The sequence below is a fragment of the Parapedobacter koreensis genome (assembly GCF_900109365.1).
Classification (GTDB): domain Bacteria; phylum Bacteroidota; class Bacteroidia; order Sphingobacteriales; family Sphingobacteriaceae; genus Parapedobacter; species Parapedobacter koreensis.
This window is the reverse complement of the sequence record NZ_FNZR01000003.1, coordinates 352,900-372,918: the sequence shown is the minus strand read 5'-3', so window position 1 is coordinate 372,918 and position 20,019 is coordinate 352,900. Positions and strand designations below refer to the sequence as shown.

The following is a 20,019-nucleotide window of genomic DNA, read 5'->3' as shown; positions in this document are numbered from 1 at the left end:
TATTCCATTTTAGTCTATCCAACGTTCGAAAAATTCATACGTGCGTAGCATTTGATCAATGCGCTGCCGATTATCCCCACTGCGCGTGATTTCATGGCTTGCCCCTGGATGGCGGACGTATTCAACCGGCCGACCAAGCACTTTCAGGCTTTTATAAAGCATTTCACTTTGAATAACCCCTGTCCGGAGATCATTTTCACCGTGGAAGATGATGTAGGGGGTCTTGATCTGGGAAACGTAATTGATCGGCGACTCGCGCTCCAGCACATCCTTCACGCCATCTTCCCAGGGATATCCACCAAAATAATTCGGTACCAAGCGCCAGGCATTGCCTTCGCCAAAAAACGTATTCAAGTCATATACGCCACGTTGGCTGCACGCTGCTTTGAAACGGTGGTCATGGCTGATGATCCAGCTGACTAAATAGCCGGCGTATGAACCGCCGGTAATCACCAGTTTGGCCGTATCTGCCCAACCTTCTGCGACAGCCTTGTCCAGAGAGGTGAGCACATCACTGGTAGGCCCAGCACCCCAATTATTCATGTTTGCACGCAAAAATGCTTCGCCATATCCACCGGATCCCCTTGGATTGCTGTATACCACACCGTATCCCTGCGCGCAGAAATATTGAAACTCATGCCACATACTTGCCTCGCCGGGTCCCCACATGGCCGATGGCCCGCCGTGTATTTCCAGCAGCAATGGGTATTTTGTTCCTTCTTGATAGTTAATCGGTTTCATTACCCAATATTCGACTTCCATCCCTTCGTCGTTGGTAAACGTGTGTTTTTCCGGAATGCTCAGTTGTTTTGTTGCGATCCACTGGCTGTTGAAATCCGACAATTGCCTGCTGTTTTTCATCGCCAAATCGTCGGCGATGAACAGCTCGGAAGGGTTGCTTATGCTGGTCTTTGTATAGACTACTGGGCCGCCTTCAAAATCGTAGTCACCGATACCCTCATCTACGGAAGTCAAATTGTCGATCTTGCCCGTGCCGATAGTTGCCCGGCACAGTATGGTACCACCGTTACTTGGACTTGTAAAATAGAGATACTGCTCGTCCCTGCTCCATTTCAGCCCGCTTTTGTTCCGATCGAAAACAATCGGTACCGCCGTTCCGGAAGCATCCAGATTCATCACATACAATTCAGGAATCTTGGGGCTACCCGTTTCCGATTCCTGGAAAGCAAGCCACTTTCCGCTTGGCGAGACAGCTCCCACCGACAAACTTTTGCCCGGTTTTGCCAGCAGTTCCTTTTCTGTCGACCCATCGATAAAGAGCATTACCAGCTGGCTTTCCTGCACACGGTCGGGATGGAGCTTTCCTTCCCTCCTAACACTCGTTATCAAGCGGTTATCATCAACGATTTGGGGTGACCCATAGGAATAGAATCCGCTTGTGATCGCCTTGGGTGTTGCCCCCACTTTGGCATCCATCACGAAAATATGGGAAAAACGAATATCTGCCGACGTGGATGTCTCACCCTGGAAGCCGAGCTTGGTCAATACTTTTGCTTTCCTATCTTCTTCATTCTGCCTCAAATAAGCCCGGATTTCCGCCATCGTCCCATCGGGATTCGGTTTGGAGTCGGTGTCTATCTTCAGGTGTTCGTTGTCTTCAAAACCGGGCTTTTCATCCACCCATTCCGGAAGTCCGCCTTTGGGATTGATGATGGAATCCTGCAGCACTTCCGCTAAAGACAACGATGCCGTAAACAAAATGCGGCGACCGTCTTTGCTCCATTGCGGATTGCTCGCGCCATAACGATGGTGCGTAAGTTGCTGCGCCTCACCGCCAGCCAATGAAAGCAAAAACAGCTGGGGCTTGCGATCTACCGACCTTACGAACACGATGGACTGGCCATCCGGACTGAACACCGGCTGGGAAACACCCCCTTCCGAAAACGTCAGTTGCCTTGGCGTGCTGGTACCCGTCGTTGTAGCCGCAAGCCACAATTGGTTGTCATAGGAGTAATCCGACTTATTTTGCTGATCAGGAATGATAGATTGTACAATAAATAGCACCTGCTTTTCGTCCGGCGACAAATCCACCGATGTCACCGTCTTTATCTTCAGCAAATCGGTCACCTTAATCTTTTCTGTAGCTTGCTGAGCGATGGCAGCAACAAGCACCTGAGAAAATGCAATTAGTAGTAAAAATCGTTTCATGGAATATATAAGTAATACAAATAATGAATGAAATAGCAATTGAAATTTAAGAAAAGAAGTGCATCAGCAACTGCCCACAAAGCCGGTTATCCGCTATATGCCTAATGCCTGACACCAATTCGGTTTCGTCCTGAATAAAATTACCCGGTACAATCTCCGCCTTGGCGTTTGCTACCAAGTCCCTCACATTGGCCGGTGTAGTTTCCACATGGAACTGCAATCCCAGCAACTGGTCGTCTACAGCAAAGGCCTGGTTTTTATTAGCGTCAGAGGAAGCCAAATTTATAGCGCGGTATGGAATTTCAAACTTATCGCCATGCCAATGAAATACCATTGGATGGTCGGCAAATAATTCATAAAACCAGGGAAGTTTTTTTGCTTCTTCGGTGGGGGACACCGGAAACCATCCGATCTCCTTGTTGGGTGCTGGTTTTACTGCGGCTTCCAACACCGTGGCGAGCAACTGGGCACCGAGGCAAACGCCCAGGATTTTCTTCCCTTCATCGATGGCTTTTCTGATAAAGCGCTTTTCGTCTACCAGCCATCCATAGCGTTCTTCGTCAAACACGCTCATTGGCCCACCTAATACAACCAGTACGTCGAAAGACGGCAATTCAGGCAGCATGTATTGGGAGTCAAAAAAACGTGTAGCAGTCAGGGAATGTCCGTTTTCAGCAGCCCACACCTGAATATAGCCAGGTCCCTCAAAAGGCACATGCTGGAAATAGTGTATATTCATCGTCAATACTCGACATCCAGCAAACTGCCCAATGGCAGTACCACCCCATTCTTGATTTGAAGCGCATCATCCGTAAGTGTCCAAACGGTTGTCTCCACACGCTTAGGCCCATCAAGTGTCTGGAAGGTAATGGTTGCCTTGGATTTAAACTCATTGCCTAACCGCAAAGCACCTTGCAATTTAGGTCGTAGCTCCCTGGAATGATCTTCCGATGCCTTTGCCAACCTATACTTCGGGATATCTTCCTTAGGTATCAATTCTACAGTTGTGATCATGGTTTTTGCTTTGGATAAACAATACTACTGAAATACTCCCAAACTATCAATGATGGATTTGAAAAAATACAGTTACATGATGCTCATCCATCACATTTTTACTACTTTGCGCGAGTAATTTTTTACTATAAAACAAGTTTATTGTGTCCGTCAGGTTTTTTGTTGCTATCATTTCCTGTTATTTAATCGTTTTCGATGCAACCGCACAAAAAATAGATCGTGAATACTTGCTCAACGACATCAAAACCCTGTCGTCCAGCGCCTTTTCCGGCCGAAAACCAGGCACCAAAGGTCATCAAAAAGCCTTGGCTTACCTTACTGAACGGTTCCACATGTTGCAATTAAAATCCTTCCAGCACGGTTACCTGGACACCTTTGAAATTAAAGACGGACTCACCGGACACAACATCATTGGGTACATACCGGGGAAACGTGAAGGGGCCATCGTGATTTCCGGCCACTACGACCACCTCGGCGAACGTAATGGGCAAATTTACTATGGAGCCGATGATAATGCCAGCGGAGCATCTGCGCTACTCGCATTGGCTGCTTATTTCAGCCAACGGCAGCCTAACCATACCTTGATTTTTGCAGCATTTGATGCCGAAGAAATGGGGCTGCGGGGTGCTAGGGCATTTGTCAAGAAACCTCCCATCCCGCTGGACAAAATCATCCTCCATATCAATATGGATATGGTGAGCCGTAATGACAACAACGAATTATACGCTTGTGGCACCTACCATTATCCTTTTTTACTGCCTTTCATCAAGGGCGGTGACTCCGTAGTAACCGTTAAAACGGGTCATGACCAGCCCGGGAGCGGCCATGACGATTGGACAAGGCAAAGCGACCATGCTGCCTTTCATGAGGCAGGCATCCCGTTTATCTACTTCGGTGTAGAAGATCACCCCGACTACCACACGCCGCGTGATACCTATGAACGCATCCAGCCTGATTTTTTCTATCACGCTGTGCTGGCCATCTTAGCGACCGTGGAAAATATCGACAACGGAAATCCCACCGAATTACGATAGCATACACAACCCAAGGGCATTCCCCGTATTATGTCGCCCAAGCTTTATCGCCTTTCGCATAGGGATAATCCCCATCATACCGACCCGGAATCTGCACATAACGCAATGCCTCCGTGGCACCCAGCTCCGACGTAAAAAACCCAAGCAAGGTCAACTGCTTTATGAGGTGGAAATAATGGTCTGCGTCTTCTTCGGTTTTATTTTTTTGATAGTCTTTAGCCTCTTTGTCGATGGCTGCCAAAAGCTCCGTGCGTTCGGCTGCGTCCAATTCCTGGAATTTCCGGCCAAACTTTTCCGTTGCTGCATCTTCCAATTTGCCAAGTCCATCGATAACGATTTTTTGTTGGTCTGTGGTATAGCAATCTTTCACCATCACAGGGATAAACGCGCCCACTCCGGCCTCCTTCGCACCCGGGCTGCTCGTCGGTGGCAATATGGTATCAGCCACATCGCCAAGGAAATCTATCGTCTCCGGCTCAAACAGGCCCTCAACGTTTTTCGCGGCTTTCCGGGTACACCCCTCTAAAAATAGATTGGCACCAACAACGGCCCCACCCATGATCCATGCAACCCTTGCCAAAGCTTCTCTTCTATTCATGATTTCAATTCCTATAAATTACCTTTTTTCAATTCTTCCACTGCAAAATTAACGGCACGTGCTGTCAATGCCATATAGGTGAGCGACGGGTTCACACAGGCGGCAGACGTCATACAGGCGCCATCCGTGACAAACACATTCAACGCATCCCATACCTGGTTGTTGGCATTCAGAACCGAAGTTTTGGGATCCCTGCCCATGCGTGCAGTACCCATTTCGTGGATGCCTTGGCCGAAACCATAACCGTTGTCATACGTAAACACATCTTTCACACCCGCTGCTTCCAACATTTCCTTACCATCCTCCATCATGTCTTTGCGCATTTTCAATTCGTTTTCCTTGATTTCCATATCCATGGCCAATACCGGCAATCCCCACTTATCTTTCACGTCCTTATCCAGGAAAATCCGGTTTTCATGGTAGGGCAGTGTCTCGCCAAATGCGGTAAAACCGACAGACCAGCTGCCCGGTTCGCACATCGCATCCTTCCACTCGCCGCCGATGCTCATCTCCGCAATCTCACCACTCCACCGGCCACGGCTCGCCGAACCCTGGTAACCAAATCCACGTACGTAATCACGCTTGTCATCGCCGACATTCCGGAAACGGGGTATGTACAAGCCATTGGCCCGCCGGCCATAATAGTACTTGTCTTCATAGCCTTCCACACGGCCGCTGGCACCACAACGGAAATGGTGATCCATTGCATTGTGGCCAAGCTCACCGCTACTGCTGCCCAAGCCTTCCGGCCAAATATCGGTGGCCGAATTCATCAATACCCATGTCGAGTTAAATGCCGATGCGCATACAAACACGATTTTCGCAAAATATTCATAGGTCTGATTGGTCTCCGCATCCAATATCTCCACACCCTTTGCTTTCTTGGTATCTTTGTCATAGAGAATCTTGGTGACGATGGAAAAGGGGCGCAATGTTAGGTTGCCCGTAGCTACCGCAGCGGGTAACGTAGACGACTGCGTGCTGAAATAAGCACCAAAGTTGCAGCCCAACGAACATTGATTCTGGTATTGGCAATTGACCCGCCCTTCATGCGGTACGGTAAGGTTCGCCACACGGCCGATAATGAAGTGCCGCTTGCCTTGATAGTGTGTTTTTATGCGCGCCGCCAAATCCTTCTCCACGACGTTCATCGCCATCGGTGGCAAAAAATCGCCATCAGGGAGCACATCCAAGCCATCTCGGTTGCCACTGATACCCGCCCATCGCTCAGCATAGCTGTACCAGGAAGCGATATCCTTATACCGGATTGGCCAATCTACGCCATGGCCGTCTGTTATGTTGGCCCCAAAATCCAAATCGCTGAACCGGTAACTCTGGCGGCCCCACATCAGTGAACGCCCACCTACATGGTAGCCTCGGTACCAGTCGAAACGCTTGACCTCAACGTATGGGCTTTCCTTTTCATTTACCCAAAAATCAAGGTTTTTTTCATTCAAGGGATAGTCCCGCCGCAATACCGGATAATCTTCAATCATCTGCTGCGTACGCCCGCCACGGTGCGGAAACTCCCACGGGTGTTTGGTCGCCGCATGATAATCCTTGACGTGCTCCACATTCCGGCCACGCTCCAGCATGATGGTCTTTAGTCCTTTTTGGGTTAACTCTTTTGCAGCCCAACCACCGCTAATCCCCGATCCGATGACAATCGCATCATATACATTATCTGCCATAGTTTGTTAGTATAGTTTTGTTTTAGTTATGTGTTAGTATGGTATTACTATTGACGTCATTATCGCCGGTTTATTGCCCACCGCCATCGAAAATTAGCCTTTCGCTATCTTCTTATCCCTGAAGAACACCGCAAACAGGAACAATACCACCGCTGCAATCCCCGCTGGTACCAGCCACACATTCTGCCAAAAGGGATCGTTCGTTGGGTTTGCTTTGTAATGTTCGCTGATAAATCCTGCAACCCAAAAACCAATCAATTGCCCAACGCCATAAGTAGCCAGGGTAATCAGCCCTTGAGCGGAGCTCTTATACTTTTCCCCTGCCTTGGCATCGGTATAGATTTGGCCGGACACGAAGAAGAAATCATAGCAAATCCCGTGCAACGCGATGCCTATGATCAACATATACGCCAATTCACCGGAGTTGCCATACGCGAAAAGCAGGTACCGTACCGCCCAAGCCAGCATGCCGAGCATGATGGTATTCTTGAACCCAATCCGAGTGAACAAGATGGGCAATAGCAACAAGAAAAACGCTTCGGATACCTGTCCGATTGCCATCTTGCCCGTGGGATTAGCCAGCCCGACTTCCGACAGGAATAGATTGGCATTTTGGTAATAAAAGGCCAGTGGAATACAAATAAGGACGGAAGAAAGAAAAAATACCAAATAATTCCTATCTCCCAATAATTTGATCGCATCCAACCCTAATAGTTCGGATATGCTGCTTTTGTCTTCAACCGACTTTTTAATTGGTGGGGTTTTGGGTAATATAAAACTAAACAACCCCAAGATCAAGGAGGCCGTGCTTGACATTAAAAATGTATTCCGCAATAGTCCTTCTTTTATCCCCCCTTCGGCATCCCAACCCAAAAAACTAATGGATAAGCCAGCGACAATCCAGCCAATCGTTCCCCAAACGCGGATACCTGAAAACTCTTTTTCGGGATTGGTCAATTGTCTGAACGAAACGGAATTTGCCAATGCCAGCGTAGGCATGTAGGCTATCATATAAGCCAATACATACGGATAAAAAACCCCAACATTTGGCGCACTATACATTTGGTACATCAGGAAAGCACCAACCAAATGCAGGATCCCCAATATACGTTCTGCATTGAAATACCTATCCGCTATCAACCCGATGATAAAGGGGGCGATGATTGCTCCCCAGGATTGTGTAGAAAAGACGTTTGCTATTTCAAAACCAGATGCGTTAAGGTTCTGCGGCAGAAATGTTCCTAATGTGACAAACCATGCTCCCCAAATAAAAAATTCGAGGAACATCATAAATGACAACTTAATTCTTATGCTTATGTTCATAATTGATTATTGCGTGAAATGACGGAATGGTGAATCCGCAACGAATATGAGATATATTTATGAATACTACAACAAATTTAACAGGAATTAACCCAAAAAAGCATCGACTTCCCGATACGCCGCAATCAGCTTCACTTCACCCTCCTTGCCCTCCATCGACTTGCCATGCTCCATGCCCACGACACCCCGGTATCCCTTGTCGTAGATGTGCCTGAACAGGTTTTTGTAATTGATTTCACCCGTCGTGGGTTCCCGCCTGCCGGGATTGTCTCCCGTCTGGAAATAAGCAATCTCATCCCAGCAACGGTCAATGTTTGTGATCAGGTCACCTTCATTGCGTTGCATATGGTACACATCATAAAGGATTTTGCACGAAGGGCTATTTACCCCTTTGCAGATGAGGTACGTCTGGGTGGATGTACGCAGGAAAAGATCGGGGGTGTCACTCAAAGGCTCCAGCACCATGATAATCCCATGGGGTTCCAATATTTCCGCGCCGCGCCGCAATGCTTCGATGACATTGGCCGTCTGGATGTCCAGAGGCAGGTTTCTTGCAAAATCGCCAGGCACCACCGTGGTATATGTACCACCGCATCTTTTCGCCAACTCGACCGCCTGCCTGCATCCTTTGAGAAAAATATCCACATATTCCTGTTTGCCCGCAGCCAACGTATTGGCACCATTACCCCCTTTATCCAGCACAAAAACCCCCATTGTCATGCCCAGCTTCGCCAGCAAGCTTCCAATGCGTTCTTGTTCCTCCACAGACCGGCCTGGAAAACCATTGTCTTCAATACTCCGGAATCCCTGATCGTATGCAAACTGGATCTGGTCGATCATGCTTTTCCCTGCGTGGTTTTCGAATTGTCCTTGATGTGGGCCATAATTGAGGTTGAATGGTTTGTTTTCCTGTTTTACGGCATTTCCCATTGTGTGATTCCCAAAAGCGTGCAATGCCCCGCCGCCGACCGCCGTGCCGGTAATCAACAGTGACTTGCTAATAAATTGACTTCTTTTCATTGTCGTACTGATTATACTGCTTTTTAATAGCTGACTATTAACTTTTTAAATCCTACACTCATCGTATCCCTCACAACGCCAGAAGTGTCTTTATAGACGACCAAAACCTCCAGGTTTTTGCGCTGGTTGACAAATGCTATGGCTTCATCAGGCGGCATGGCCATGATCACATTGTCATATCCATCTGCCGTGACTGCGTTTTTTGCATAAATCGTAGCGGCGATGATTCCGGTATCAAAAGGATATCCCGTTTTCGGATCAATATGGTGCGACACCCTGCGTTCGCTGTCTTGCAAAAACTTACGGTAACTGCCTGCCGTAGTTACTGCTCCTTCCTGCACTTCCATCACGCCATCGACCGCTGCCATGCCCCCGCCAATAGATGGCCGTTCAATACCAATACGCATTGGCGTCCCATCGGGCTTGGGGCCTTTCACACGCAACTCCCCCCCTAATTCTACGAGGTACCGAGCTATTCCTTTATATTCCAAATAGTCTGCCAATACATCCACACTATAGCCTTGTGCAATGCCGTTCATGTCCAGTTGCACACACGGTACCCGCTTTTCCAATCGGCCACCTTTCCTTCGGATTTTATCCATCCCTACACAAGCCAGCGCTTGGCGTACTTCCGTGCTATCCGGGAATTTCGCTATTTTCCGCACCCCGAATCCCCAAAGTTCGACCAATGGCGCTACGGTAATGTCAAAAACGCCTTTACTGTCGCGATAGATTGCAAACGAATGCGTGAGCACCTTATCAAAATGCTCATCCACCTGAAATAAACCCTTTCCGCTTCCATTGATTTTAGTGATGAGCGAATAGGGTTTATACAGCGACATGGAGCTATCAATCACGGCCAAAATGCTGTCGATGGCTATTTTGCTGATCAAGCTGTCTGCCGCGTAATAGGTGACCGTATAATCCGTGCCTTGGGCATACCCGGTGATGGTGTGCCGCTTCAGGCCAACATCACCGGTGCCTGCCCACAGCAACCACCAAGCCGCTATCCCCGCAATGAATAGCTCCGTTCTCTTTTTCACTACAATACCACCGTTTGACCGGGTATGGCATAGGGGTACACACCGTTTTCATCCGGCAGTACTTTCGGAAGCGCATCCCATGCAAAACGTTCGGGCATCAGACTAACGTTGGATTTCAGGGCATCCTCCCATTTGATGACCTGACCTGAATACGTGGCCAGCCTGCCGATGATGCCCGTCAACGTGCTGTAGGCACCATACTCCGCATTGTCAAACTTATATTCGCCTTTACTGATGGCATCAAACAGTTCAACATGTTCGTGCTGGTACGGGTTGGCATTGCCACGCTTAGGATGGTTGTACAGCTCGTTGCCTTTGGTATCCCAGAGCACGGCATCGTTGCCCGCTGAAAGGTATATCCGGCCCTTAGTGCCCTGAAACGTTTCGTCGACCCTATTTGATGTGCCTTCGAAATGGCGGCATTGGCTATAGATGACCGAACCATCGGCATAGGTAAGTTCGATGGCATGGTTGTCGTAGATTTCGCCGTATTCCTTACCTGTGCGCCAAGCCCGGCTTCCCGTACCTTGTATAGATACGGGATAACTTCCTTTCACCCAGTTAGCCACATCAATGTTGTGAACATGTTGCTCTACGATATGATCGCCGCAGAGCCAGTTGAAATAATACCAATTGCGCATCTGATATTCCATCTCGGTCTGGTTGGGCTGGCGCGGCCGCACCCATACCCCACCACTGTTCCAATACACCTGTCCGGACACAATATCCCCAAGGGCTCCATCCTGTATGCGCTTGATGGCCTCCCGGTAATTGGCCTGGTAACGGCGCTGCAATCCGACAACCACGTTGAGCTTTTTCCGCTTGGCCTCTTCGGCAACGGCCAGTACCCGGCGTATGCCGGGTATATCAGTCGCTACAGGCTTTTCCATAAACACGTGTTTACCCTGCTTGACCGCCTCCTCGAAATGTATGGGCCTGAATCCGGGCGACGTGGCCAGGATAACCACATCAGCAAATGGGATGGCCTTTTGGTAGGCATCAAACCCAACGAATTTCCGTTCTTCGGGTACGTCCAACTTGTCAGCATGGCGCTCCGACAGTGTCTTATATGCTTCGTCCAACCTATCGCGGAAAGCATCTGCCAATGCCACGATTTTAATATTCGCTCCCGATGCAATCGCATCAAAAGCAGCACCTGTACCCCTACCGCCGCAGCCGACCACGGCCACTTTAATCGTATCGTCTCCGCTGGCATATGCTCCCAATATGGGCATCCCGCTAAGCATGGCGCCGCCAGCCAGCAGCGCTGAGGTTTTCAGGAATTCACGGCGTTGTTCGCCTGTACGCTTCGTATTCATCTGTTTTGTTTTAGATTTATCTTAGTTTTTTTCTGTTCAATAATCCTTTATAGGTGCTTTATCATAATAGGCCCTGATCTCCGCTTCGGATGGTGGATTCAGTGGCCTTACCAGCCTGATACCGATAAAAGGAGCCTCTGGAAACCACCAATTGCTCTTGGGTATCTGCGGATCCAACTGCTTCCATGAGGGGTCCGAGGGCAGGCGTGATGCCGACCGCAGGTCAGCGGCACTATCCTCAAATGAACCGCCACGGATGCTATGCGGGTATAACTTCTCGGGCACCGCCACGGGATTATCCGCCGTAGCATCCTCAAACTGCTGGTAGAAATCTTCAATATACTGGTCATAGGTCCATTCAGCGACGTTGCCATGCATATCATAAAGCCCCCATGCATTGGGTTTTTTCTGGCCCACCGGATGGGTTTTATGCTCACTGTTTGCCCGATACCAGGCATAATCCCCCAAAACAGCCGCATCATCTCCGAAATAGTATTCGCTATCGCTGCCCGCCCGGCAGGCATACTCCCATTCCGCCTCCGTAGGTAGCCGATAGAATATACCCGTACGGATGTAGAGCCACTTGCAGAATTGAATGGCATTGTACTGCGTCATGGCCAACGCTGGGTGCCCGTCTTTGCCCATGCCAAACGTCATGTCCAGGTAGGGTTTGGTAGGCCGGGTCACTGCATCTACCTCCGGCGAAATGTTGCCCCCACTACGAGCACGTTCAAAATCTTTGTACACGAATGGTTCATACAAGTCCCATGTCACTTCGTAAGTACCCATCCAAAACGGATCGACCTGCACGTGATGCGCCGGTTGTTCATCGGTATTGCCCTTTAAGCTTCCCATGGTATATGCTCCACCGGGGATGGGTTGCATCACAAAGCTCAAGACCGTGCCTTCAATGGGCTGGGTATACGGTTTGAAATGTTCTTGCGCTACCGCAAAATTCACAGTTAGCAAATAAACAAAAAACAAAGGCCTTATAGACATTGCAATATATTCAAAAATTGGTGGCTCAATTTAAAGCCTTTTTATTTAAATGCAAAATATGCCTAAAGGTATTTTAGCCGCCACCAACTCGTCTTTCTATGAAATGGCGGTAGTCGCAGCCAAAAAAACGCCCATGGTGTATCAATTACACACCATGGGCGGTGGCCAATGTGGAAAACTTTTAGGTTTCGTCCCCCGGTATCAGGGGGATACAGGTTCGAACCTGGCTGTAAAATGCCGTAGGAAAGGTGGTTCATGGGCAATCCGATAACCCGAAAAATCGCGTCGCTTATTATAGACCCCGGCGATGACTTCCGTCACGTAGTCAATATGGCTTTGTGTATATACCCTTCGGGGTATTGCCAGCCTCACCAGCTCCATGGGCGGTGAAACCAAGCTACCATCGGTGGCATATTTGCCAAACATTACCGAGCCAATCTCCACGCCTCTTATCCCTCCTTCCAGGTACAAGGCCGTGCACAGCGCTTGCCCGGGATATTCATCTACCGGGATATGATCCATGAACCGCTTGGCATCCAAATACACAGCATGCCCGCCTGTCGGTTTAATGTAAGGTATGCCCAGCGCATCAAGCTGATTGCCCATATACTGGATGCTCCTTATCCGGTATTTGAGGTAATCTTCATCCATCACTTCCTGCAAGCCAATGGCTATGGCTTCTAAATCGCGCCCCGCAAGCCCGCCATAGGTCGGAAAGCCCTCTGTTATGATCAACAGATTTCTGCATTTTTCGGCCAGTGGCTCGTCACGGAGCGCGATGAATCCTCCGATATTCGCAAAAGCATCTTTCTTCGCGCTCATGGTGCAGCCATCCGCATAGGAAAAAAATTCTTTGGCGATTTCGGGGATATTTTTCGACTCATACCCTGCTTCACGCAATTTGATAAAATAAGCATTTTCAGCAAATCGGCATGCATCGATGAACAAGGGGATCCCCTGTTGTTTACATATTGTACTGATTTCACGGACATTAGCCATGCTCACAGGTTGGCCTCCGCCAGAATTGTTCGTGATGGTAAGCATGACCAGTGAAATGGCGGCTGCCCCCTTTTCCCTAATGAATGAGTGCAATGCAGCAGTATCCATATTCCCTTTAAAAGGGGCGTCCAATTCGGGATCGCGGCCTTCCGCGCAACGGAAATCCACGCCTTCGGCTCCAGAAAATTCAACATTTGCCCGGGTGGTGTCAAATAAGGTATTGCTGAGCACGTATTTGCCCTTACCGCCCATGATGGTAAACAGGATTTTCTCCGATGCCCTGCCTTGGTGTGTGGGAATAATAAACGGAAGGCCCGTAATCCGTTTTACCGTTTCTTCAAAACGGAAAAAGCTGTCACTCCCTGCGTAGCTTTCATCCCCCCGCATCATTCCGGCCCACTGCTCGCTACTCATCGCACTCGTGCCGCTGTCGGTAAGCAGGTCGATGATGACATCCTGTGCCTTGATTAGAAAAGGATTATAATGGGCTTGTCTTAAAATATGAAACCGTTCTTCACGTGTGGTAAAGTAAATCGGTTCAACCGATTTGATCCGAAATGGTTCAATTATGGTATTCATGTATAATCACTAAGCGTATCCAAAAGTCAACTGAACACGTATCGCAGCCCGTAGCTGGACTGCGATACATTTTCAATTCACGCTAAGAAGGACGCTTAATGATATTCTTCCACATGGTTGATTTAAAGCTTGCGTTTTACTTCTACCTGTTCGTAGGCTTCGATGATATCGCCTACTTTGATGTCGTTGAAATTATGGATATTCAACCCACATTCGTAGCCTGCGGATACCTCTTTCACATCATCTTTAAACCGTTTCAGGGAAGCCAGTTGGCCGGTGTACAACACCACCCCATCACGGATGACCCGTACGCTATGGTTACGGTTAATTTTGCCATCGAGCACCATACAACCCGCAATGGTGCCGACCTTACTGATTTTGAAGGTTTCGCGGATTTCCACGTTGGCCACGATTTTTTCTTCATATTTAGGCTCCAACATGCCCTCCATAGCCGCTTTCACCTCTCCAATGGCATCGTAGATAATGGAGTACAGCCTGATATCAATCTGTTCTTGTTCGGCCAGCTTACGGGCACTCGAAGAAGGCCGCACCTGGAAGCCGATGATGATAGCATCCGAAGCCGAGGCAAGCAATACATCCGATTCAGAAATTTGGCCCACGGATTTATGAATCACGTTGACTTGGATTTCTTCGGTCGATAATTTAAGCAACGAATCAGACAACGCTTCAATGGAACCGTCTACGTCACCTTTGACAATGACATTGAGTTCCTTGAAATTGCCGATAGCCAATCGCCTGCCGATTTCGTCCAGCGTGATGTGTTTCTGGGTACGTAGTCCCTGTTCGCGCTGCAATTGCAGGCGCTTGTTAGCTACTTGCCGCGCTTCAACCTCGTTCTCCATTTCGTAGAACTTATCGCCGGCGGTCGGCGCGCCTGACATGCCCAATATCTGTACCGGTGTTGAAGGACCCGCTTCAATCACCTTTTGCCCACGTTCATTATGCAACGCTTTCACTTTGCCGCTATGCGAACCTGCCAATATGGGTGATCCCACCCTCAACGTTCCAGAAAGGATCAATACCGTGGTCACAATGCCCCTGCCTTTATCAAGGCTGGCTTCGATAACCGAGCCAACGGCACGTTTCTTTGGATCAGCTTTTAATTCGAGCAGTTCAGCTTCAAGCAATACTTTTTCAAGCAGCAGATCCACATTTTCGCCCGTTTTACCTGATATCTCCTGGCACTGGTATTTTCCGCCCCAATCTTCTACCAAGATATTCATGGCTGAAAGCTGTTCACGGATTCTATCGGTATTGGCCCCCGCTTTATCAATCTTGGTAAAGGCAAATACAATCGGGACACCGGCCGCCTGCGCGTGATTGATGGCCTCCCTTGTCTGCGGCATCACGCTATCATCCGCGGCAATTACGATGATGGCGATATCCGTTACTTGCGCTCCACGGGCACGCATAGCGGTAAACGCTTCGTGGCCCGGCGTATCCAGGAATGTTATTTTGCGGCCATCGTCGAGGGTTACCTCATAAGCACCAATGTGCTGTGTAATCCCTCCGGCCTCGCCCGCAATGACATTGGACTTACGGATATAGTCCAGCAACGATGTTTTACCATGGTCCACGTGGCCCATCACCGTTACAATGGGAGCCCGGGGAACTAAATTTGCTGGATTATCGGGCTCTTCAAGCTCAGTATTTTCCTCGTCTTCGGGTTTTACAAACTCAATTTCATAACCGAACTCATCGGCTACGATGGCAATTGTTTCAGCATCCAGGCGTTGATTGATGGAAACGAAGAGGCCCAAGCTCATGCAGGTAGCAATGATTTGGGTTACAGGCACCCCCATCATGTTTGCCAGGTCGTTGGCGGTAACAAACTCCGTTACCTTCAACACTTTGGATAACGCCTCTTGTTCGAGCGCTGCCTCTTCGGCTGAATGTGCAATGTCGTCCCGTTTTTGCCGACGGAGTTTGGCTCGTTGTGCAAATTTCCCCGACTTGCCTGCACCGCTGAGGCGGGCGAGCGTTGCCTTGATTTGATCCTGTATTTCCTTTTCAGACGGTTCTTCCCTGCTTTCGGTTGCCTGCCGTGGTTTGCCTTTAAAATCGTGGCGTCCTTTCGGCGCCGTTCCCCCATGCTGGCCATGCTGCCCTGGTTGTCCCGGAGCATTATTAGGCCCTCCTGGGCGCTGCTGGGTACCGGGTTTATCTTTGCGCTTGCGCTTACGCTTATGATCGTGTGACGAAACGCTTGAAGCACTGGAAGAGGAGGCTACAGGCTTCTCTTTTGGCTGATGAGCCGTCAAATCAATACGTCCCACCACATTCGGGCCAGTCAAGCGCTGTGCCCTTGCCCTGATAACCTCGTTTTGCTGCGGGTCCGGCGCACTCGCCCTGATTGGCTCGGGCTGTTTCCGATCCTGAACTTTAGGAACTTCCGGGGCAGCCTCCTGGACAGGGGGAACAGGGGGCGCTGGCTCACTGCTGATGGGTTCTTCGCGCGGTTCCACTGCCTGTTCCGGCACTGGTTTATGCTCAGGTTCCTTTTCAGGCAAGGTATTGTTTACCGGTATCTCTTTCGTTTCCTGCTCTTCTTTCTTCTCTTCTCTTGGCGCTTCTTTCTGGTGTCTTCCACCCTTAAGGCTATCCAAATCTATTTTTCCAACGATTTTCATGCCGGAGACATGCGGCTTTTCATCGGTGGTCTTGGCCGGCTCTATCTGCTGTTCCGATCCCTTTTCTTTGTCAACCGATTGTGCCGGCCGCACCTCCGGGGTAAAAGCGCCGGTGTTCTTTATCAGAATCTCTTCCGCCTCAATGTCTCTTTGTGGTCGCTGCACAGCGGTTTCCGCAGGAGATTCTTCACGACGGATTTTGCCAATGATAATTTGATTGGCTTCTTCCTTCACAATCTTATCCCCTTGGAACTCGCGTAAAAGAACATCGTAGGTATCACCGTCCAATTTAGTTCCTGGCTTGGGCTCGACATCGTAGCCATTTTTGACCAAAAAATCAACAGCTGTACCTATACCAATGTTCAATTCTTTTGCTGCTTTCAGCAATGTTATGCTCTTACCTTCTGACATCTAATTTATTTACCTCTTATTTCTTTGTATTGATACAAAAATATATTTTTTTAAGCGTATATCGGCAAAGAATTAAAAAAGCGCGACCACAGGCACCAGGCCCGTGATCCGGTTATTCAAATTCAGCCTGCAACACTTGGATAATTTCGTGTATGGTATTTTCTTCTAAATCAGTGCGTCGCACCAAGTCATCCACAGAAAGAGCCAATACAGATTTAGCGGTATCCAAACCTACACGTTTTAATTCGTCGATGATCCAACCATCGATTTCATCTGCAAATTCTTCAATATCCACATCTTCCTCAACTTCTTCGGCTTCCCGGTACACATCGATTTCATACCCTGTAAGCTTGCCCGCAAGCTTGATGTTGTGGCCCCCGCGGCCTATTGCCAACGACACCTGGTCGGATTTGAGGTATACCGCCGCGGTTTTATGCTCATCATCCAACTTTATTGAACCAATGCGTGCCGGACTCAATGCCCGCTGGATATACAGTTGCGTATTGTTTGTATAATTGATGACGTCGATGTTTTCATTCCGCAGTTCGCGTACAATACCATGAATGCGGGATCCTTTCATGCCCACACATGCTCCTACCGGATCGATGCGATCGTCATACGATTCAACGGCTACTTTAGCGCGCTCACCGGGTTCCCGTACGATTTTCCGGATAGTAATTAACCCATCAAATATTTCGGGGACTTCCAATTCGAACAAGCGTTGCAAAAATTCAGGAGCAGTACGGGATATGATAATCCTTGGATTGGCATTGGCCATCTCCACCTTGTGTACCACCGCCCGGATGGTATCGCCCTTCTTGAAATAATCCGCTGGAATCTGTTCCGTCTTTGGCAAAATCAACTCGTTTCCGTCGTCGTCCAACACCAACGTTTCTTTTTTCCATATCTGGTAGACCTCACCGGTAATCAATTCACCTTCCCGATCCTTATATTTTTTGAACACTTCGTCTTTCTCCAGTTCCAGGATTTTGGAAACCAGGGTCTGCCGAGCGGCCAAAATAGCCCTGCGCCCAAAGCTTTCCAAGGTGATTTCTTCGATATAATCATCACCCACTTCCAGATCAGGGTCATATTTATGGGCATCGGCCAATTCGATTTCCAAATCGTCATCCTCGGAAAAACCATCTTCCACAACCACCCGTGTACGCCAAATTTCCAAGTCGCCGTTGTCCGGATTAACGATGACATCACAATTCTCATCTGTACCGTATTTCCTACGAATCATGCTCCGGAAAACTTCTTCCAATACGCTGATGACCGTAGGGCGGTCGATGTTTTTGAACTCTTTAAATTCCTGAAAAGAGTCAATCAAATTGATACTATTGCTCATTTTACTTAAATGAAATTAACACCTTCGCTGTTTTTATACTTCCAAAGGGCACATTGCTTTGGTGTTCGACAGCTTTCTTCCCTTTTTCTTTTATTTTTTCCATAATGATAATATACCCATCAGCGACCTCCAGGAGTTTACCTTCTTTCTCTGCCCCGTCCTGTAGCTTCAGTTGTATCATTCTTCCCACATTTTTGCGGTATTGCCTATCCAACGCAAACGGCGTATCGATACCAGGCGAGGACACCTCTAGCCGATAAGCATGGGATATCGCATCTTCTTCTTCCAAGTGAAAACCAACATGGCGGCTAATTGCCGCACAATCTTGGATACTAATCCCATTGTCGCCATCCACCAGCACTTCCAGCTTGCCATTGGGATGCATTTTGACCCCTACTAAAAAAAGATCCTCCCTATCGGCAATCTTTTCTTCCACTAATGTGCGCACCTTATTTTCTATTGCAAATTCCACGAGCCGAATAAAACTATTAACCATGAAAAAAGGGGACGATTTCTGTCCCCTCTTTTTCAAGATGATGCAAAGATAAGTAAAATCTTTGACAATTAAAAATCTGCATGCGACAGTAGTTTATCGTTTATCCACCACCGTGCTGATGGTCTTCTGCATCTGGGCCATCATGGCAGTAAGTGTCTCCATGGTAGGTTCCGGGCTGGGTTCAGGCAGTTGGGTACTGATATACGCCTTGGCCTTCCATAGTTCCAAAATATCCCCGGCAGACACCCAATACGGCTCATAGGTCTTGTTATCGGAAACCAGTTTCAGTCCCTTGTCTTCCTTGTACTTGAATGCGATGCGCTTGTAGACCACCCCATCATTGCGGGAAATCACCACGTAAGTCTGCCCGGGCTTCACCTCATTCCAATTTTCTATGTATTCGGCTATCACAATGCTCCCCGGTTGCAATGGCAGCATGGAATCCCCTTTTATCTCAAAGGCCCTGTAAGTGCCTTGCCTGAACATCGGCAAACTGAATTTTGGCAATTCGGCAATATACTCCGGATCAGCATAACCATTGAGGTATCCAGCACTCGCCTTCACAGGCACCAATTCAATGTTTTCTTTATCGTCGCCATCCACCGTTATACTCAATATTCGCACATTGGCTGCGTTGCCCCGAGGTGTGGGCCGCCATTTATCATTGACCGTATCATTCGCAAGTTCATCCATGGTTAACTCATAGAAGTCAGCGATTTTCTTTAGCAATTCATACTTAGGCTCCGCGCGATTCTCTTCATACGCACCGACAGATGCACGCTTTATCCCCATTTCATCGGCAAATTGTTGTTGCGTAAGCCCCTTTTTTTTACGAAGGTATTTAAGATTGTTAGCAATGTTCGACATAAAAAGTAAAAATAAATTTGTACAAACTAAATAAATTAGTATAATTGTGCCAATAAAGTTAGTAAGAATTTTTTAGAGCCACAAAAAAATAACATAATAATTTTCAACATATGAACAATTACATCTATATCCTGACAGATTGCAACCGTACTTGCCTGCACGTCGGCATGACACACGACCTCAATAAGGCGATTAAAACTTACAAAGAGACCCCGGGGTTATTTTTCGATGCCTGTTCAAAAGTTTCCCGTTTGGTTTACCACGAAGCGCTTGCCTCCGAAGAAGCTGCCCTTTGCCGGTTTAACGAAATAAGTACTTATACACGTATGCAGAAAGAAAGGCTCATACGAAAATACAATCCCAACTGGGTGGATCTTGGCCTCGTGAGGCCCTTGGCCATCTTCACGCCGCTTTCCGGGCCGTATTCAGGCCGTATGCTAAGTTAGGCGGTAGCT

General features: G+C 48.3%; 17 protein-coding genes. 2 read left to right on the top strand and 15 right to left on the bottom strand.

The window, feature by feature from the left end; all coding sequences use genetic code 11:
- Nucleotides 1–9: 9 nt before the first annotated feature.
- From BMW65_RS09375 to BMW65_RS09365, 3 genes are read right to left on the bottom strand one after another with little or no spacing between them, the layout of a single operon-like run.
- Nucleotides 10–2,169, bottom strand: coding sequence for a S9 family peptidase (locus BMW65_RS09375; protein ID WP_090604842.1), 2,160 nt, complete (start codon nucleotides 2,167–2,169; stop codon nucleotides 10–12).
- Nucleotides 2,170–2,215: 46 nt separating this feature from the next.
- Entirely contained in the window at nucleotides 2,216–2,908 is a 693-nt protein-coding gene (locus tag BMW65_RS09370; protein ID WP_090604840.1) for a type 1 glutamine amidotransferase, read from the bottom strand.
- A gap of 2 nt (nucleotides 2,909–2,910) precedes the next feature.
- Complete coding sequence (locus tag BMW65_RS09365) at nucleotides 2,911–3,183, bottom strand: hypothetical protein (RefSeq protein WP_177181067.1); 273 nt, start codon at nucleotides 3,181–3,183, stop codon at nucleotides 2,911–2,913.
- Between the two features lie 143 nt (nucleotides 3,184–3,326).
- On the opposite strand from BMW65_RS09365, the gene BMW65_RS09360 reads away from it, so the two are divergent.
- A complete protein-coding gene (locus BMW65_RS09360) occupies nucleotides 3,327–4,217 on the top strand; it encodes a M20/M25/M40 family metallo-hydrolase (protein WP_090604839.1) in 891 nt (296 codons plus the stop codon).
- Nucleotides 4,218–4,245: 28 nt separating this feature from the next.
- Here BMW65_RS09360 and BMW65_RS09355 read toward each other — a convergent pair whose 3' ends face one another.
- The 12 genes from BMW65_RS09355 to BMW65_RS09300 form a co-directional block, all read right to left on the bottom strand.
- Nucleotides 4,246–4,815 carry a gluconate 2-dehydrogenase subunit 3 family protein gene (locus BMW65_RS09355; RefSeq protein ID WP_090604838.1) on the bottom strand — a complete coding sequence of 190 codons (570 nt, stop codon included), beginning with the start codon at nucleotides 4,813–4,815 and terminating at the stop codon, nucleotides 4,246–4,248.
- An 11-nt stretch (nucleotides 4,816–4,826) separates the two neighbouring features.
- On the bottom strand, nucleotides 4,827–6,506 hold the full coding sequence (locus tag BMW65_RS09350; RefSeq protein WP_090604836.1) for a GMC oxidoreductase: 1,680 nt from the start codon (nucleotides 6,504–6,506) through the stop codon (nucleotides 4,827–4,829).
- A 93-nt stretch (nucleotides 6,507–6,599) separates the two neighbouring features.
- The gene (locus BMW65_RS09345; RefSeq protein ID WP_090604835.1) at nucleotides 6,600–7,829 is read right to left on the bottom strand and encodes a nucleoside permease; all 1,230 of its coding nucleotides are present in this window, start codon (nucleotides 7,827–7,829) and stop codon (nucleotides 6,600–6,602) included.
- Nucleotides 7,830–7,916: 87 nt separating this feature from the next.
- Entirely contained in the window at nucleotides 7,917–8,849 is a 933-nt protein-coding gene (locus tag BMW65_RS09340; RefSeq protein WP_090604833.1) for a hydroxypyruvate isomerase family protein, read from the bottom strand.
- A 23-nt stretch (nucleotides 8,850–8,872) separates the two neighbouring features.
- Nucleotides 8,873–9,892: an FAD:protein FMN transferase gene (locus BMW65_RS09335; protein WP_245747581.1), complete on the bottom strand. Its 1,020-nt coding sequence runs from the start codon at nucleotides 9,890–9,892 to the stop codon at nucleotides 8,873–8,875.
- On the bottom strand, nucleotides 9,892–11,211 hold the full coding sequence (locus BMW65_RS09330; RefSeq protein WP_090604832.1) for a Gfo/Idh/MocA family protein: 1,320 nt from the start codon (nucleotides 11,209–11,211) through the stop codon (nucleotides 9,892–9,894). Before BMW65_RS09330 ends, BMW65_RS09335 begins: the two co-directional genes overlap by 1 nt.
- Before the next feature lie 36 nt (nucleotides 11,212–11,247).
- Nucleotides 11,248–12,171, bottom strand: a complete 924-nt coding sequence (locus BMW65_RS09325; protein WP_245747579.1) for a formylglycine-generating enzyme family protein — start codon at nucleotides 12,169–12,171, stop codon at nucleotides 11,248–11,250.
- Between the two features lie 240 nt (nucleotides 12,172–12,411).
- Nucleotides 12,412–13,788 (bottom strand): tryptophanase, encoded by a 1,377-nt coding sequence (locus BMW65_RS09320; RefSeq protein WP_090604829.1) that lies wholly within the window; start codon nucleotides 13,786–13,788, stop codon nucleotides 12,412–12,414.
- A gap of 122 nt (nucleotides 13,789–13,910) precedes the next feature.
- The gene (gene infB / locus BMW65_RS09315) at nucleotides 13,911–16,850 is read right to left on the bottom strand and encodes a translation initiation factor IF-2 (protein ID WP_090604828.1); all 2,940 of its coding nucleotides are present in this window, start codon (nucleotides 16,848–16,850) and stop codon (nucleotides 13,911–13,913) included.
- A 112-nt stretch (nucleotides 16,851–16,962) separates the two neighbouring features.
- Complete coding sequence (gene nusA / locus BMW65_RS09310) at nucleotides 16,963–18,201, bottom strand: transcription termination factor NusA (protein ID WP_090604826.1); 1,239 nt, start codon at nucleotides 18,199–18,201, stop codon at nucleotides 16,963–16,965.
- Nucleotide 18,202: 1 nt separating this feature from the next.
- Complete coding sequence (gene rimP, locus BMW65_RS09305) at nucleotides 18,203–18,697, bottom strand: ribosome assembly cofactor RimP (RefSeq protein WP_090604825.1); 495 nt, start codon at nucleotides 18,695–18,697, stop codon at nucleotides 18,203–18,205.
- A 93-nt stretch (nucleotides 18,698–18,790) separates the two neighbouring features.
- Nucleotides 18,791–19,564 (bottom strand): XRE family transcriptional regulator, encoded by a 774-nt coding sequence (locus BMW65_RS09300; RefSeq protein WP_090604823.1) that lies wholly within the window; start codon nucleotides 19,562–19,564, stop codon nucleotides 18,791–18,793.
- A gap of 110 nt (nucleotides 19,565–19,674) precedes the next feature.
- Here BMW65_RS09300 and BMW65_RS09295 point away from each other — a divergent pair, with 110 nt between their 5' ends.
- Nucleotides 19,675–20,010 (top strand): GIY-YIG nuclease family protein, encoded by a 336-nt coding sequence (locus BMW65_RS09295; RefSeq protein ID WP_090604822.1) that lies wholly within the window; start codon nucleotides 19,675–19,677, stop codon nucleotides 20,008–20,010.
- Nucleotides 20,011–20,019 lie beyond the last annotated feature (9 nt).